At 54.8% G+C, this 16,076-nt stretch carries 13 protein-coding genes; 9 read left to right on the forward strand and 4 right to left on the reverse strand.

All coding sequences use genetic code 11. The features are described 5' to 3' along the window. Positions 1-80 precede the first annotated feature (80 nt). Genes JUF22_RS09450 through JUF22_RS09460 form a run of 3 tightly spaced genes read left to right on the forward strand, consistent with a single transcriptional unit; the run spans position 81 to position 4,901 of the window. Positions 81-1,295 carry a metallophosphoesterase family protein gene (locus JUF22_RS09450; RefSeq protein WP_203645956.1) on the forward strand — a complete coding sequence of 405 codons (1,215 nt, stop codon included), beginning with the start codon at positions 81-83 and terminating at the stop codon, positions 1,293-1,295. Beyond that, positions 1,285-3,912 carry an ATP-binding protein gene (locus JUF22_RS09455; protein ID WP_203645958.1) on the forward strand — a complete coding sequence of 876 codons (2,628 nt, stop codon included), beginning with the start codon at positions 1,285-1,287 and terminating at the stop codon, positions 3,910-3,912. The genes JUF22_RS09450 and JUF22_RS09455 overlap by 11 nt, the downstream gene beginning before the upstream one ends. 11 nt (positions 3,913-3,923) lie before the next feature. Further along, positions 3,924-4,901 (forward strand): 3'-5' exoribonuclease YhaM family protein, encoded by a 978-nt coding sequence (locus tag JUF22_RS09460; RefSeq protein ID WP_203645965.1) that lies wholly within the window; start codon positions 3,924-3,926, stop codon positions 4,899-4,901. A 117-nt stretch (positions 4,902-5,018) separates the two neighbouring features. On the opposite strand, the gene JUF22_RS09465 is transcribed toward JUF22_RS09460, so the two are convergent. From JUF22_RS09465 to JUF22_RS09475, 3 genes are all read right to left on the reverse strand, one after another. Further along, entirely contained in the window at positions 5,019-5,942 is a 924-nt protein-coding gene (locus JUF22_RS09465; protein ID WP_203645967.1) for a peptidylprolyl isomerase PrsA, read from the reverse strand. 112 nt (positions 5,943-6,054) lie between these two features. After that, complete coding sequence (locus JUF22_RS09470) at positions 6,055-6,375, reverse strand: hypothetical protein (protein WP_125763167.1); 321 nt, start codon at positions 6,373-6,375, stop codon at positions 6,055-6,057. Between the two features lie 2 nt (positions 6,376-6,377). After that, the gene (locus tag JUF22_RS09475; RefSeq protein ID WP_203637228.1) at positions 6,378-6,836 is read right to left on the reverse strand and encodes an HIT family protein; all 459 of its coding nucleotides are present in this window, start codon (positions 6,834-6,836) and stop codon (positions 6,378-6,380) included. A gap of 1,058 nt (positions 6,837-7,894) precedes the next feature. On the opposite strand from JUF22_RS09475, the gene JUF22_RS09480 reads away from it, so the two are divergent. From JUF22_RS09480 to pepF, 6 genes are all read left to right on the forward strand, one after another. Further along, on the forward strand, positions 7,895-8,629 hold the full coding sequence (locus tag JUF22_RS09480; protein ID WP_203645969.1) for an ABC transporter ATP-binding protein: 735 nt from the start codon (positions 7,895-7,897) through the stop codon (positions 8,627-8,629). Next, positions 8,626-9,852, forward strand: coding sequence for an ABC transporter permease (locus JUF22_RS09485; RefSeq protein ID WP_203645971.1), 1,227 nt, complete (start codon positions 8,626-8,628; stop codon positions 9,850-9,852). Before JUF22_RS09480 ends, JUF22_RS09485 begins: the two co-directional genes overlap by 4 nt. Positions 9,853-9,913: 61 nt before the next feature. Next, positions 9,914-10,705, forward strand: coding sequence for a phosphotransferase family protein (locus JUF22_RS09490; RefSeq protein WP_125763159.1), 792 nt, complete (start codon positions 9,914-9,916; stop codon positions 10,703-10,705). 65 nt (positions 10,706-10,770) lie between these two features. After that, complete coding sequence (gene trmB, locus JUF22_RS09495; protein ID WP_203645973.1) at positions 10,771-11,418, forward strand: tRNA (guanosine(46)-N7)-methyltransferase TrmB; 648 nt, start codon at positions 10,771-10,773, stop codon at positions 11,416-11,418. A gap of 642 nt (positions 11,419-12,060) precedes the next feature. Further along, positions 12,061-13,155 (forward strand): competence protein CoiA, encoded by a 1,095-nt coding sequence (locus JUF22_RS09500; RefSeq protein ID WP_203645975.1) that lies wholly within the window; start codon positions 12,061-12,063, stop codon positions 13,153-13,155. Positions 13,156-13,211: 56 nt separating this feature from the next. Then, positions 13,212-15,029: an oligoendopeptidase F gene (gene pepF, locus JUF22_RS09505; protein WP_203645983.1), complete on the forward strand. Its 1,818-nt coding sequence runs from the start codon at positions 13,212-13,214 to the stop codon at positions 15,027-15,029. 76 nt (positions 15,030-15,105) lie between these two features. Here the strand turns inward: pepF and JUF22_RS09510 are convergent, their stop codons facing one another. Further along, entirely contained in the window at positions 15,106-15,966 is an 861-nt protein-coding gene (locus tag JUF22_RS09510) for a DegV family protein (protein WP_203645985.1), read from the reverse strand. Positions 15,967-16,076 lie beyond the last annotated feature (110 nt).

The following is a 16,076-nucleotide window of genomic DNA, read 5'->3' on the forward strand; positions in this document are numbered from 1 at the left end:
ATCGTCGGCGCAACCACTCACTTTGGGAGGTCGGTGCGCCGACGATTTTTTGTTCGACCCAGTTAACCGGGAGGAAACTCATGAAATTTATTCACGCAGCTGATTTACATTTAGATAGTCCCTTTCTGGGATTGACGACCCTCCCCAGTAGCTTACTGACGACCGTGCGGCAATCAACTTTTACGGCGGCGACGCGGGTCTTTGACCGGGCTATTGCCGAGCAGGTCGACTTTGTGTTACTCGCGGGAGACTTGTTTGACCGCGCAGAACAAAGCGTGGCGGCGCAGGCCTATCTTTTTCAACAATTTGACCGTTTAAACGACCAACATATTCCAGTCATTATTAGTTTTGGGAATCATGATTACTTGGCCGACCAGCATCAGACCGTGGCCTATCCGGCTAATGTGACGGTTTTGGGGCCGGACGTGACCACCCACACGTTGACGCTGGCTTCCGGTGAGACCGTGGCGGTGAGTGGTTTCAGCTACCCTGAGCGGTGGGTGCCCACGGATCAGGTGGCCGATTTTCCGGCCCACGCTGAAACGCAGTGGCATATTGGCATGCTACACGGTGCCGTCGCCACGGGAACCAGCGACCATTATGCCCCGTTTCACGTGGCCGACTTATTGGCCAAACGCTATGATTACTGGGCGTTGGGCCACATTCACCATCGGCAATTTCTGGCGGAACAGCCACCGATTCTGTACGCCGGCAACACCCAGGGGCGCAGCATCAATGAGACGGGGGAGAAGGGCGCCTATCTGGTGACCAGTCAAGCCGGTAAATTAGTGCCGGAATTCTTCCCGACCGCCGAAATCCTCTGGGAGGCCGCCACGTTACCGTCGACGGCCACTGATTTGCCCCAGCTGACGACCGACCTGACGGATTGGCTCACCGCCAACACCGCTACGCAAGCCACGTTGACCGCGGTAACCGTGAGCAGCGCGGCACTGACCGGGGCCGATTTGACCAGTTTCAAAAATGGCGAATGGTTAGCCCTGTATCAGCGGACCCACGCCCGCCAGTTGAAGGCGGCCCAACGTTATTTGATTGGCGCCAAGCTCGCAACCAATCAAGCTCAACCAGTCGCGCCCCAGTTGGATCAATCCTACTGGGAGCAGGGGGCGGCGATAATCTTTACCACGGATAATCTACAAACAACCTTTGGTAAATTAGCCCAGGACCCGGCCCTAGCCGAGTGGTTTGCTCAGCCCGACACGGCCACGCAAGTCCACGAGCAGGCCGAGCAACTTTTGGCAGAATTGATGGGAGAGGAGGCACACGATGAAGCTTAAGCGTTTGACGATTTACGGCTTCGGCCATTTTCACGACCGGACCTTTGACTTGACGGACGGTCTCAACTTTCTGGTGGGCCCCAACGAGGCCGGCAAGTCGACCCTGACCCAATTCATCACGGCCATCCTCTTTGGCTTCCCAACCAAGAAGCATCCCGAGTTACGTTACGAACCCCTTGACGGCAGTCGTTTCGGCGGCGAAATGCAGTTCGTTCAGGCAGACGTCACTTACACCGTCACTCGGACGGCCGGACCCCATGGTGGCAAGGTGACGCTACACAACGACACCACGGATCTGGCGTTGCCGGCCAACAACCTGGCTGGTCTGCTAGCGCCGGTGGACCAACAACTGTTCACCAGCGTATACGCCATCAACGAGCCGCGACTCGGCCAGGTCTTCGCGGCCTCCAAACAGGAGCTGATCGACCGCCTGCGGCACGTGGGCGCGGTCGGCAGTGACTTTTGGCTGACACAGGCCCACCAATTGGACCAACAGGCCGATAGTCGCTACAAGCCACAGGGCCGCAATCCCATTTTGAATCAACAATTACAGGCCCACCGCGAGCTGACGGACAAATTAGCCAAGGCGGATGCGGCCTATGGGACCTACTGGCAATTGTTACAGGAACAACAGGACCTACGCCAGCAGCAGGCGCAAACACAAGACCAGTTGGCACAGCAACGACAAGTTACGGCCCAGCTGACGCAGCAGGCGGCTAGTTGGCCCGCCTTTGCGGAATGGCAACGACTCGGCCAATTGGCAGACCAACCCGTGCCGAGTGGCTTTAGTGCCGATGATGCCACGCAGCTCGAACAATTGCGGGGGCAGGTCACGGCAACGGAAAAGGCCCTGACCGCTGATCAACAACGGGTCCAGGACCTTCAGCAAACGGCGCAATTGCCGCCGCTGTTTCAGGAATACTTACCGGTCGCGGCTCAGGTCGATCCGTTACTGACGCAACTGCCGGCCGTGCAACAGGCGGCCCAGATGCAACAGCAGTTAGCCGCACAGCAACGTGACCTCCAACAACGGTCGACGGCCCTGGAAACCCAGTATGCGGTCGGTGGGCAGATGCCGCGGCCATTTTCACTGGCGACCCTGCAGCAAGTCAAGGACCTGCAGGAACGCTTGACCGCCGCCAATCAGAAACGCCGGCGTATCCAGCAACACCTCAATCAGCTGAATGAACGCTACCAGCAACAACAGCCGACCCGCCAGCAGCAACGCAACCCGCTGGCCGACAAGCAACTGATCTGGTTGGCCGTGGGACTGGTGGTCCTGGTGGGTTCACTGCTCTTGCCGGGGACGCTGTTCAAGCTGGTGGGGGCCCTGTGTGGGGTCGCCGTCGGGTATTACGGCGTCTTTCAAGTCGACAGCAGCACACCCGCCAGTCGGGAGCTGGAGGACTTAACGGCTGACATTCGTGACAACCAGGCGCAACTGCGCGAGGGGGGCCACCTCGTCGATGACCTGACCACGCAATTGGACGTTATTGGCGAAGCCCACGGCCTAGGCAACGTGCCGTTAGCCCAGTGGTCGGCCGCCCAGACTGCGATTGCGGAGTGGGAACGCTTATCGCGGCAAATGGAAGAGCAGGGCGCCCAACTGGCCAAGGCCAAGCAGACGATTGCGGAGTTTCTCACAGCCGTTGGCCAGGTCTTACCCTCACTGGCGACCAGCGATTTCGCCACGGTCGCCACGCAACTGGCTGATCTGCAGGCACGCCAACAGGCCAGCCAGACCCAATCGGGTGAGCTGGCCAGTCTGACGGAACGCCTCCGCACGGATCAACGCGCCGCGGACGAGGCTAGTCACGCGCTGGCTATCTTCTTGAGCACGCGGAATCTCCGGAGTGTCGCCGCCTTTTATGACCGCTACCAAACGCAACGCGAACGACAAAACCAGGCGCAACAACGGACGACGCTGGCGCAACAAATTGGGCCGGCCAACCTGGCAGCCCTGCAACAAGTCGCTGATCAGGCGTCACTGACCCAATCCGTGCAACAGGCACAAACGCAACAGGCCCAGCTGCAACAGACGCTGGACCAAACCACGACACGGTTGGCGACCTTGGCCGGGCAACTGGCCCATTTGACGGCCAGCGGGACCCAAGCCACGTTGCGCCAACGCCTGGCTAATTTGGAAACGCAAATGGTGGCCACGACCCAGGAATGGCTGGTGCAACGCCTAACCAGTCAGTGGATCAGTGCGACCTTGGCCGCGGCTTCCGGCGACCGGCTTCCACAAATTGTGGCCCAGGCCAGCAAATTATATGGCAAATTAACGGAAAACCGGTATACTGAAATTGAACTGACCGCGACGACTTTACGGGTACGGCGGGCTGACGGGGCATGGCGCAACGTCGGCCAGCTTTCCCGGGGAACCGCGGAACAGCTAGATTTGGCCGTGAAACTGGCATTTGCCATCGTCATGCAGCAACAGGTTGCCATGCCATTGCTGATTGACGACGGGTTCGTCAACTTTGATGCGGACCGGCGCCAAGCCGCGTATGCCTTATTGGCGGAAATCAGTCAGACCGTTCAAATTATTTTCTTGACGGCAGATACGGCCGTTGAACGGTTAAACACGGGAAACTTAATTCGGTTAAATGACTAGGAGGGACACATATGGCGGCAACGAAACAACTAATGGACTATGGGGTCGACGAAGCCGTTGACCTTTTCGTCCTCCTGAAGTCGGCGGACGTCCGCACGGCCAAGAACGGGAAGCAATACATTGCACTGGTCTTTGAGGACCAGTCGGGTGAAATTTCTGGAAAATACTGGGACGCCTCACCGGACGACACGGAAAACTATGTTGCCGGACGGGTCGTACACTTACAGGGGAAGCGCGAGAATTACCAAACACACCCACAGATCAAGATTTTCCATCTCCGCTTGACCCATCCGGGCGAGCCCAGCGACCCCAACGCCTTCATTGAACAGGCGCCGATGACGCGGGCCGAAATGGAGGAGTACATCACCCAGACCATTTTTGAAATCACGCAGCCAACCTGGAATCGGCTTGTGCGCAAGTTGATTGCGGAGTACGCCGATAAATTTTACACGTACCCGGCCGCCAAGAGTAACCACCACGCGTTCCAAGGTGGCTTGGCGTACCACACGATTTCCATTTTGAAATTAGCGCACGCGGTCGTGAAGCAGTATTCAGACCTGAACGCGCCGTTGCTATTCGCCGGAGCCATTCTGCATGACCTGGGTAAGACGATTGAACTGTCCGGACCCAAGTCGACGGTCTACACGCTGGCCGGTAACCTGGTTGGGCACATCGTGTTGATCGATGGGGAACTGGTCCGGGCCTGCGACACGTTAAAGCTTGATCCACAAGCCGAAGACGTGCTGCTGCTCCGGCACATGATTCTCAGTCACCACGGCTTGCTCGAATACGGCTCACCGGTGCGACCAGCCTTGCGAGAGGCGGACGTCTTACATCAATTGGACGAACTCGATGCCTCCATCATGATGCTCGACACGGTCGTGGCCCACACGGAACCCGGTGAATTCTCCGAGCGGGTCTTCGCCATGGACGGCCGGCGATTCTACCGGCCATCCAGCACCACGCCGCAACCACCAACTGAAGACTAATGCCAAATAGGGCGTCGCCAATCTCTCACGAGAGACTGGCGGCGTCCTTTTTAAGTTGTCAGGGCAAACAAAAAGGGCGCCGACCAAATGATCGGTGCCCCAAACGGAAACGTTTAATTATTTAGATGAAGCTGATGATGACGTCTTAGAACTTGAGCTAGTTGAGAGGTAGTCGGAAAGGATGTTCTTCAAGTCGTTATCCTTGATAGAAACGTTACCCTTCTTCAAGACCTTGGCAACCACGTTGTGCAGAACGGTGCTATCGTTCATGTCGTTGTCAATGATTTGCTTCTTCAATTCAGCCTTGTGTTCGTTGATCGTGCCCTTACCAGGGTTCTTCAACATCAAGATGACGTGGTAACCGTATTGCGTCTTAACAGGCGTAGCGGTGTATTCGTCAGTTGATAACTTGAAGGCAGCCTTCTTAAAGGTTGAGTCCAGGGAAGTGTCGGTGCTATCGAAGGCACTCAACTTACCACCCTTGTTCTTGGTAGCCGTATCAGTGGAGTACTTCTTAGCTAACTTCGTGAATTCGCTAGTCAAGTTGCTCTTCTTGGTACCCTTTAAGTCGCTGATAACGGTGTTAGCAGTGGACTTCTTAGATACTAAGATGTGGGCAACAGTGACCTTTGGTTGGTAACTCTTGAATTGCTTCTTGAGTTGCGCGTCACTAACCGTCACATTATCCTTAACGGCTTCCTTCAAAAGTAAGTTCGAACGGATTTCAGTCTTTAAGCTGGATTCCGTCATCCCACTTTGGGAAAGAACGCTCTTGAATGATGAACCGTATTGTGATTTGTAGGTATTGAATTGCTTGGTAACAGCAGACTTGCTGACCTTGCTACCGTATTGCTTTTCCAAGACCTTGTTCAAAATCATTTGTTGCAAGACTTGCTTACCAGAAGAGGTACCCTTTAAACTGCTGTAGTACGCACTTTCGGTAATCTTACCACCGTTAGTGGTGGCAACGGTTTGGCTGCCGCAACCGGCAAGCGTTACAGTCAGTAACAAGCCAGCGAAGGCGATAAACCATTTCTTCATATTCCTCAACACATCCATTCATCAAAATTGGTGCAAGCACCATACTCAAACATCATAACACAAATAGTGGCAAACCGAAAAAGGTCGGCAAAGCTTTACAAAAAGTTCAAAATTACTCGCCAGCGTGTTCATCCAAAATTTCTTGAATCGCTGATACCCGCGGGGCAATCTTAAACGCAAACTTATCGACGTCGGTCTGAATGTCATCCAAAACGGGTTGGGCAGCGGTCAGGGCTGCCGTCAATCCGGTTGCGCGTTGTGCCACGCGGTCCTTGGCTTGACGAATATCGTCAATTTGTGCGGCCGTGTGTTGCGCCTGTTGTTTGACATTTTTGCCCCAGGTAAGGGGATCCTGCTTTGTGAGGGTTAGGTAGGCTGCCAAACCAACGCCGACAGCGAGGGTGGTGCCCGTTAGAAAACGACCAAGTCCCATAATTAACCCTCCAATTGTGCTTTGATTTTTTCTTGAATCGCAGCGTAGTCGGCGGGGGTGTAATTGCCGGAGTTGTCTTTGAAAATCATCTTGAAGTCATCCTGGTCAGTGTAACGAGGAACCAGGTGAATGTGGGAGTGGAAAACGGATTGGTAAGCCACTTTCCCATTATTGTTTAAAATGTTCATCCCAGTGATGGCCGGGTCGGAAGCCTTAACGGCGCGCGCAATCTTAGGAATCCGCGAGAAGACGGCGGCAGCGAGGTCGGCGTCGTAAGCAAAGATATCTTGAACGTGGGTCTTCGGAATCACCAACGTGTGGCCGGGCGTCCCTTGCGAGATATCCAGAAATGCCTTGACGATGTTGTCTTCGTAAACGGTGTAGCTGGGGATGTCCCCGGTTAAGATTTTGCAAAAGATACAGTCGTCAGCGTAGTGTGGTTCTAGGGTCATTTGATCCATGAAAACTCCTTCTTTCACTTCGATTTCCCTCATTATACACCATTGCTCCGGGGACCCCAACCAACGACCCAAGCGTGGAGCCGCTCCGGACAGGCTAACTCCACCTGCGTCAGTTCAGACCCGCTCCAGACAGGTCAACTCCACCTACGTCAGTTCAGACCCGCCCCCCTGTGGGGACCGACTGAAGCCAAGGGACGGTCTTCAGTCTTGCTTTTGAGCCTGAGGCCCGGTCTCAAAAGGCATCCCGTGCTGTAAGCCCGAGAAAAATCGCTCGGGCTAACACCACCGACACAGGGGGGCGGGTCTGACTGACTCCGGCTCCGTTGTCCTGTCCGAAGCTGACGCTGGTGTGGGTTGTGGTGTATATATGGTTGAGGTGTGCGATGACTGGGGAGCAACGGAGTGTTAGTGATTGCCTTTGCAGCGAAGTGGGAACAGTTCGTCAGATGAAAGCGGTTCGACGCTGTCTAATCTGTTGATGCACTCTCGTAGAGAAATAGTGGCGTCAAGCAGCGGTTCTCACCCTACGCAAGACAACATAAAGTGGTGAAGGGAACTATAAGTTAAGTGAAGCAGAGACAAAAATATGCCAAACAGAAACTGACCAATTATCCCATCCGTGGCCGGCTCTACGCCCAACGAGTTGGCGGGGTGGGCCTCGCCCTTGACCTTGACCCTAAGACCCGAACCAAAAGAAAGGGCAACGCACAATCAGAGCCGGAGGAAGCCAGGTACGGAGACGGCTGTGTCGGTGGTGTTGGCTGAGGGGCTTTCTCAGCCTACAGCACGGGACGACTTTGGAAACTCGCGATTTCTGCGAGGTTTCAAAGCGAGGTGCAGGACCGCTCCTCAGGCCGGAACCGTTCCCCACAGCAGGCGTAGTACCTGGAAGCCGCAGGCGGCCAATGTCAGGTGTCCTTAATCTTTTGACTTACGGGCTTAGGCGCCAAACAAGTCAAGCGGACGAAGGCCCACCCCGCCAACAAAGATAAAAGCAACCCTAAGGCCACGTATGGTATAATAGGGCGGTTAATTCAAAGGAAATGAAGGGATGCATAATGGCACTAGAAGTCAGCCATGTCGTGGGTGGTTACTCACAAATTCCCGTCTTAAAAGATATCAGTTTTGACGTTAAAGACGGTGAATTAGTTGGGCTCATTGGATTGAACGGGGCCGGGAAGTCGACTACGATTAATCACGTGATTGGCCTACTGACCCCCCACAAGGGGAAAATCAGTCTGAACGGCGTGACTATCGATCAGGATAGCCAAGCCTACAAACAACAGATTGCTTACATTCCCGAAACGCCGGTGCTCTATCAGGAGCTCACGTTGCGAGAACATTTGGAAATGACCATGATGGCCTATGATCTGGACCAGGAGAAGGCCTGGGTCACGGCGCATGACTTGTTGAAGACGTTCCGATTAGACAACAAGCTTGACTGGTTCCCCGCCAACTTTTCCAAGGGAATGAAGCAAAAGGTCATGATTGTCTGTGCCTTTTTGACCCAAGCCAAGCTGTTTATCATCGATGAACCCTTCTTGGGCCTGGACCCATTGGCCGTCAACGACCTCTTAAACTTAATCGAAGCCCGTAAGAAGACCGGGGCCAGCATCTTGATGTCGACCCACGTGTTGGACACGGCCCAACGGTACTGTGACCGCTTCGTGCTCTTGCACGATGGCCAGGTCAAGACCGAAGGCACTCTCAGCGAATTGCAAGCCGCTCTTCCGGAAGCGGGGGAATCGCTGAATGATATTTACCTGTCGATGACCAAGGTCGACCGCGCATGAAAGATTTATTCAAGAACCGGCTGCAGCGCCATCTCCGGGAAATGGCCAAGTATTTGCGGCTGGTGTTCAATGATTTCTTCGTCTTTGCGTTGCTGTTCTTCATGGGTGGCCTGGGATTGGGCTACTCCAACATTTTAAAATCGTTAAAGCCGGGCCTGTGGTGGGCGCCGGTGGTGGCGTTACTGGTCCTGGTCATCGTGGCTCAGATTGGCCGGTTCGCAACGCTGATTGAGGATGCCGACCGCGTCTTCCTCCTGCCAAAGGAGCGGGCCATGCACGATTACTTCGTGGCCGCGCGGCGCTACAGCCAGTTTCTGGCGCAGTGTACGCAGGTCATCACGCTGTTTATTCTGGCACCATTTCTGAGCGTGGCTTTGCACTGGACCGTGGCTCAGATTCTGATCCTGGCGGTGGCTCAAATCGTCTTGAAGGATAGCCTTCTACGGTTGGATCTAGCCAGTGCCTACCAGGTGACCGGTCAACGCCGGATGAACCAGTGGGGATTCAAGTGGCTTCTGGCCATCATCGTGATTGCCACCGGCCTATGGGTCACGCCTTACGTGGCCTTGGTACTGGCTCTCGTCGTTGACGGGGCAGTGGCCGTTTGGTTCCAACAACACTGGCAAAAGCAACAGATTCGTTGGCGTGAGCAGATCAAGCTCGAAGACAACCGGATGCTGGGGATTTACCGCTTCTTCAATCTCTTTACGGAGGTACCCATGGTTTCGGGCACCATCAAGCGGCGGCGTTACCTGGACTGGCTGTTTACCGGGATCAAACCCAAGCACAGCCAAACGTACCTGTACCTGTTTAGCCGCGGGATGGTCCGGGGCACCGATTTCAGTGGGTTGGTCGTTCGACTGACGGTTATCGGCATGCTCCTGCTGTACTTCGTGCGGGGACAGTGGTTGCCCGTTTTTCTGGCGGCGCTGTTCATCTATCTGATTGGTTTCCAGCTCCTGCCATTCTTCCAGCAGTACGACGACGTGGTCTTCACGCACGTCTATCCCGTCCTGCCAGAGTTTCGGCTCAAGAGTTTCGTCAAATTGGTTACGCTGATTCTCAGCACGACGGCGCTCCTGTTGTGGGTGGTCGTCGTGATTGCCAACCGGCAGTTGGAAACAGCGGGGATCACCTTGTTGGTCGAGGCTGTCGAAGTTTGGTATCTTGCTAGAATCTACACGCCGCAACGGTTAGCGCGCGCCGATAAAAATAAGGCTTGACGTGGCTGCCATTTCCCCATAGAATTAATAATAGCTGACAAATCGAGGAGGGGTGGCACGCATGGCACTAGATATTAGTGACGGCTGGAGTTTGTATCCGCTGGGCGGTAATACGGGCACAGCGTACATGGGAACCAAGGCGTCACAAAAGGTGTTCTTAAAACAAAACGCGTCACCGTTTCTAGCGGCTCTCTCCATGGAGGGCATTACGCCGCGGCTCGTCTGGACCAAACGCTTGGCCACGGGCGACGTCATGACGGCCCAGGAATGGTTAAACGGCCGGACGTTGCGGCGCAGTGAAATGCGTGAAGAGCGGGTTGCCCGCTTGCTCCACCGGGTCCATCATTCCCATCTGCTTCATGATATGTTATTAAAAGTCGGCGGACGATTTACCACGCCCGCCCAGTTGTTAACTCGCTTACAGCCAGCCTTAGCCGCTGACCTGCGCCAACATCCGCTGATCCAATCAGCCTTTGCGACCTTGCAAAACGAGCAACCGCAACTGCCCAAGACGCATTATGAAGTTTGTCATGGTGATTTGAATCATAAGAACTGGTTGTTATCCGACCGCCAACGGCTTTACCTGGTGGATTGGGACGCAGCCACGTTCGCTGATCCCGCCTTCGACCTGGGCGCACTGCTCTGTGAGTACGTGCCCCTGGAAGAGTGGCAGCGCTGGTTACAGGATTACGGCGAGACGACAACGCCGGACCTGACCGCACGGGTCAACTGGTATGCGCGGGTGCACTGCTTGAGCGTTATCGCGGAGAGCTTCCACCAACAGCGTTTTCAAATCATGAATCAACATTTAATTTTACTCGAAAAGCTGACGCGTGAGTCAGTAACTGATTAAATAACGTCGGCGGGAGCGGGGACAAACCTCGCGCCCGCCGTTGTGCTAACAAGGAGGATTTTACATTGCGTGTACGTAATAAACCGTGGGCCAAGGACTATGTGGCCGAACATACCGAACGATTGGTGGCCGAACCAGAACCCTTGAAGGGCAACTGGCAGAGTCGCTTCCCGAAGAACCAACCCTTATTCGTTGAAATTGGGACCGGGAAGGGGCAGTTCATCGTTGAAATGGCCAAAGCGCACCCCGACCACAACTTTATCGGCATCGAAATCCAATTTTCTGTGATTGCGGCCGCCCTGAAAAAGGTCGTGGCTAGTGAACTGACGAACATCCAATTGGTTCACACGGATGGTGAAGCCATCAACACGTTCTTCGCCGCTGGTGAAGTTGCGGGACTTTACCTGAATTTCTCTGATCCATGGCCTAAGACGCGTCATGAGAAACGCCGGTTAACCTCACCGGTCTTCTTGGCCCACTACGCCGACGTCCTTCAGCCAGAAGGGTCCGTTCAGTTCAAGACCGACAACCGCGGCTTGTTTGAGTATTCCTTAGGGAGCTTGAACAACTTCGGGATGGTCTTCGATGGCGTCTGGCTCGACCTGCACGCCGCAACCGATGACGTGGAAGATATCCAGACGGAGTACGAGCAAAAGTTCTCGGCTAAGGGACCCATCTACCAAGTCATCGCCCATTTTCCAGCCAAGGCCTAACCCGAGCTAGTCATGCGTTCCCGGCGGCGGGTTCAACCTGCTCTGCTGTGGGAAACGACCCCAGCCTGAGAGGCGGTCTGGGTCCTCGCCTTGAAACCTCGCTGTGAATCGCGAGTTTCCAAGGCTTAACTGCTAAGTATGGTGAAAACGCAGGTTGGTTTTGCCGTTCCCGACGGTGGGCTCAAGGTGGCCTGCTATGGGGCCCGGCTCCAGCCTGAGAGGCGGGCTTACGCCTCGACTTTGAGCCTGAGGAGCGGTCTCAAAGGTCGGCCCATGGTCTAAGCTGAGAAAATCATTCAGCTAAGACCATCGACACAGCCGGCCACCTTGGCCCACCTCTGGTCACTGACATCACGTGCGTTGTTCACTATCCCTGCAATTGTCCAGGTGTTGTCTGGATAGTCGTTATTGGCGAGTTCAATCTGACTATCCTGTGGTCACTCAGACTGGTTAGGCGCATTTTCACTGTCTGCACGTAAATCCGTTTCTAATTTAGCTGTGTGATTGGTGCGCATTTGCCTCAACGACTACTTAAAATATAAATCTCCAATCCGAATCCCATTCCAAGGATTCGGATTTTTTTATTTTTCTACGAACATTTGGCCGTCCTTTACGGAGTTAACCTGTGAGGAGGGATGTTTGATGTTGATTGCGGCGCGAGAAAAACAGTTGGTGGATGCGAAGAATGCTGGGCGGGGGCGGTCGTACGTGTGTCCGGCGTGTCAGCAACAGGTGGTCTTACACCATGGGACGCGGGTGCAGCCGTATTTTGCCCACCGTCCACAGTCGCCGTGCACGGTTAAGGGGGAAGGGGAGACGGCCCAGCACGTGCTGGGGAAACGCCAATTGGCTGAGTTCTTTGCGCCCTGGGGAGCCATCACCTTGGAGCGAATCTTGCCCAGCATTGCCCAGCGGGCCGACTGTTGGATTGCCCACCAGCCGCGGCCGATTGCCCTGGAATTTCAGTGTAGCCCCATCAATCGTGACGAGGTCGCCGAACGGACGCGAGGCTATCAAGGCTTGGGCGTGTATCCACTCTGGTTGCTGGGGAGCCGGTTCGCCAAGCAAAAATTGGGGTGGCACCTGATCGACCGCTTTGCCAGCTGGTTAAACGGGTGGGGGCTTTGCCTGTTATTCTGGGATGTGGACCGCCACCAACTACGGGTCGACCATCACATCTGTCAGGCGATTACCGGTGAGTACCAGTGTCAGTCGGTTTGGCTTACGAACGTGACTGACTTGTCGGCCGGGTCGCAGCGCCGCTTGTGGTGGGCGCAACCGAATCTGGCGCGATTTCGGTGGGAACTGGATCGCGATTTGCACCGGTCGTCCACCGCACTTAAGCCCTTACAGACGGCGGTTTATTTGACCGGGCATCATCTGGCCGGGTTCCCTCAGGTGTTGGCAACGGTGACAGTTACGGCGCCTATCTTTGGCCGTGGGCTGTTACTTTGGCGCATCATTTTGGCGGCATGGCTGTTTGAACGGTCGAACGTGCTGACGGATACTTTGGAGCGCTTAGCGTGGACCGCCTTTCAGCTAGTGGGTGGCGAGGTCACGGCCGTCCGGTTTACGGGGCAGACGGCTTATTTGACCGCCATTGACGATTTATTAGCCGATTTGACCCAAGCCGACCTGATCAAACGCACCACGACCGGTTGGCAAGTTATCTCGGAACCGCATTGGGATGCAGATTATACCGCCTGGTTAGAAAATGATGAGAAAATTTTGGGCTGATTTCCCAATGGTACGGGTGAAAGTGGTAAAATATTGCTATGCAATGTTAAAGGAGGATGAGAAATTTGAAACAAATTCCCAAACGTTCCGCAGTTCCCACGGCCCTGACCTGGGACTTAACCACGATTTACCCCGATGATGCGGCCTTTAAAGCTGCCGTGAAGGACGTCCAAGCCGAAGCGACGAAGATGGCCGCCATGAAAGGGCAATTATCCCAGAGCGGTGCCGACCTGTACCGCGTGACCAAGGCCAACTTTGACCTGGAACGCCAGTTAGAACGCGTTTACGTTTACGCCTCCCTGAAGAATGATCAGGATACCGGCGATGCGGCCGCTCAAGCCTTAATGGGTCAGGCGGAAGGCCTCTTGGCAACCGTTGGGGCAGCAGCGTCCTGGTTCGAGCCAGAAGTCTTGGCCTTGGACCCAGCTGACCTACAAAAGCTGATCGATGCTGAGCCGAAATTAGCGGCGTATCAACACATCTTTGACGTCTTAGGGCAACAACGGGCCCACACACTGTCCGTTCAAGAAGAAAAGCTCTTGGCGGGGGCCAGCGACATTTTCGCCGCCTCATCGAAGACCTACAGCGTGCTGAGCGATGCCGACTTGAAGTTCCCCGTCGTTCAGGACGAAAAGGGTGATGACGTTCGGCTCTCCGAAGGCCTCTATGGGGTCCTGCTGGAATCCACCACGCCAGCCGTTCGTGAACAGGCCTTTAAGGCCCTGTACAGCGTCTATCAACAATTCCGGCACACCTTTGCCTCCACGCTGGCTAGCGAAGTTAAAACGCATAATTTTAACGCTGACGTTCGTCATTATGCCAGTGCCCGTGAAGCCGCGATGAGTGCCAACAACGTGCCCGCCGTGGTTTACGATACGCTGGTCAAGACGGTCAACGATCACTTGGATTCCCTGCACCAGTACGTGAACCTGCGTAAGGAAATCCTGGGCCTGCCCGAACTGCACATGTACGACCTGTACACGCCAATCACCGGGGAACCTAGCCTGAGCTACACCTACGAGGAAGCCCAACAGGAAGCCTTGAAGGCGCTGAGCGTGCTCGGTCCCGATTACGTGGCCAACGTGCAGAAGATGTTCGATACCCGCGCGATTGACGTCGTGGAAAACGAAGGCAAGCGCACGGGGGCCTATTCCGGTGGGATGTACGACACCAAACCTTACATCCTGTTGAACTGGCAGGACAGCTTGGAAAGCCTGTTCACGCTGGTCCACGAAATGGGTCACAGCATGCACAGTCACTACACCCGGACGAACCAACCCTACCAGTACGGGGAATACTCCATCTTTGTGGCCGAAATTGCATCGACGACGAACGAAAACCTCTTAACGGATTACCTGCTGAAGACGCAAACGGATCCCCAGGTACGGGCTTACGTGTTGAACCACTACCTGGATGGGTTCAAGGGGACCGTTTACCGGCAGACCCAGTTCGCTGAATTTGAAGATTACATTCACACGCAAGCCGCTGCCGGGGAGACTCTGACGGCCGACTTCATGAGTAAATTCTACGGTGACCTGAACCGGCGTTACTACGGCGACGGGGTCGTGTCCGATCCCCAAATCGCTGACGAGTGGACGCGGATTCCACATTTCTACTACAACTACTACGTTTACCAGTATTCCACTGGTTTCGCGGCCGCAACAACCTTGGCCCAACGCGTGTTGAGTGGGGATGACGCCAAGCGCGAGGCTTATCTGAACTACCTGAAGTCTGGGAGCTCCGACTTGCCACTGAACGTGATGAAGAAGGCCGGCGTCGATATGACGCAGCCAGATTACCTGCAGACGGCGTTTAAGACGTTTGATGACCGCTTAGCTGAATTCAGCCAACTGGCCCATGAATTAAAGAAATAACGCGTAAAAAAAGAGACTGATCACCCACCCGTAATTGGGCAGTGATCAGTCTCTTTGGGTTGCATGCAGATTAAATTTAGTAGGATTGCCAGTCGCGTTGCCAAATCAGGCCCATGGTCTTTTCACCGGTGTGGACGCTGATGGCGGGGCCGAGTTGACTCTGGACCACACGGACTTCTGGAAATTGGTCGGTGAGCGCGGCGTCCCAGTCGTCGGCTAGGTCAGCGTTGTTGGCGTTGATGACCGTGACCAACAGAGGATAGTCGACCTGGGTCAACGTCTCCTGGAGCTTATCGGTCATGTAGTGGAAGGCTTTCTTCATGGTTCGTTCCTTGCCAATGGCGATGATCTTGCCCTCGTCGTTGAACGTCAGGAGGGGCTTGATGTTGAGCAGGTTACCAATGATGGCCGAACGGTTACTGAGGCGACCGGTCCGGGCCAAATGGCTCAGGTTGTCCACGGCAAAGTACACGTTCATGGTATCGCGCAAGTCTTCGAGTTGCGGGACGATGTCGGCGGCTGCGTTGCCGTTAGCGACCAATTGGCCCGCTAACAGGCACAGGTTGGCCTCGCCGGCACTGGCGACCAGGGAATCGACCGGGTAGATGTGGGCCTTGGTGTAAGTCCGGCAGAACATCTTGAGGTTGCTCATGAACGAGGTGATTCCACTGGATAGGTGAATCGAAATAATTTCGTCATAGCCTTCGTCGGCCAGCCGGTCGTAGGCTTCTTCAATCTGGCCCAGGGAGACCTGCGCCGTGGTGGGAAGCTCCTGATCCGTCTTTAGGTAGTCGTAGAACGTCTTCAGACTTAACTTGGATTCGGCGTACTGCTGGCCACCCAAAATCACGGTGATGGGCAGAACCACGATATGAAATTGCTTGATCTGTTCAGGGGTGAGGTAGGAGGCGGTGTCCGTAACGATAGCTGTTCGCATAAGTTTTCCCTTCAGTTCAACAAAATAGTTGGGTCAATCATACCATATTGCATTCTAATTCGGTAGTGGAATGTATCACTTACATTTACAATTAAGCGGATGATTCGTGA

The organism is Levilactobacillus lanxiensis, assembly GCF_016861655.1.
GTDB lineage: Bacteria > Bacillota > Bacilli > Lactobacillales > Lactobacillaceae > Levilactobacillus > Levilactobacillus lanxiensis.

Bases quoted from the DNA above. Each gene is read 5' to 3' on its own strand.
- JUF22_RS09450 (WP_203645956.1), top strand. From the start codon at position 81: ATGAAATTTATTCACGCAGCTGATTTACATTTAGATAGTCCCTTTCTG.
- JUF22_RS09455 (WP_203645958.1), top strand. From the start codon at position 1,285: ATGAAGCTTAAGCGTTTGACGATTTACGGCTTCGGCCATTTTCACGAC.
- JUF22_RS09460 (WP_203645965.1), top strand. From the start codon at position 3,924: ATGGCGGCAACGAAACAACTAATGGACTATGGGGTCGACGAAGCCGTT.
- JUF22_RS09465 (WP_203645967.1), bottom strand. From the start codon at position 5,942: ATGAAGAAATGGTTTATCGCCTTCGCTGGCTTGTTACTGACTGTAACG.
- JUF22_RS09470 (WP_125763167.1), bottom strand. From the start codon at position 6,375: ATGGGACTTGGTCGTTTTCTAACGGGCACCACCCTCGCTGTCGGCGTT.
- JUF22_RS09475 (WP_203637228.1), bottom strand. From the start codon at position 6,836: ATGGATCAAATGACCCTAGAACCACACTACGCTGACGACTGTATCTTT.
- JUF22_RS09480 (WP_203645969.1), top strand. From the start codon at position 7,895: ATGGCACTAGAAGTCAGCCATGTCGTGGGTGGTTACTCACAAATTCCC.
- JUF22_RS09485 (WP_203645971.1), top strand. From the start codon at position 8,626: ATGAAAGATTTATTCAAGAACCGGCTGCAGCGCCATCTCCGGGAAATG.
- JUF22_RS09490 (WP_125763159.1), top strand. From the start codon at position 9,914: ATGGCACTAGATATTAGTGACGGCTGGAGTTTGTATCCGCTGGGCGGT.
- JUF22_RS09500 (WP_203645975.1), top strand. From the start codon at position 12,061: ATGTTGATTGCGGCGCGAGAAAAACAGTTGGTGGATGCGAAGAATGCT.
- pepF (WP_203645983.1), top strand. From the start codon at position 13,212: ATGAGAAATTTGAAACAAATTCCCAAACGTTCCGCAGTTCCCACGGCC.
- JUF22_RS09510 (WP_203645985.1), bottom strand. From the start codon at position 15,966: ATGCGAACAGCTATCGTTACGGACACCGCCTCCTACCTCACCCCTGAA.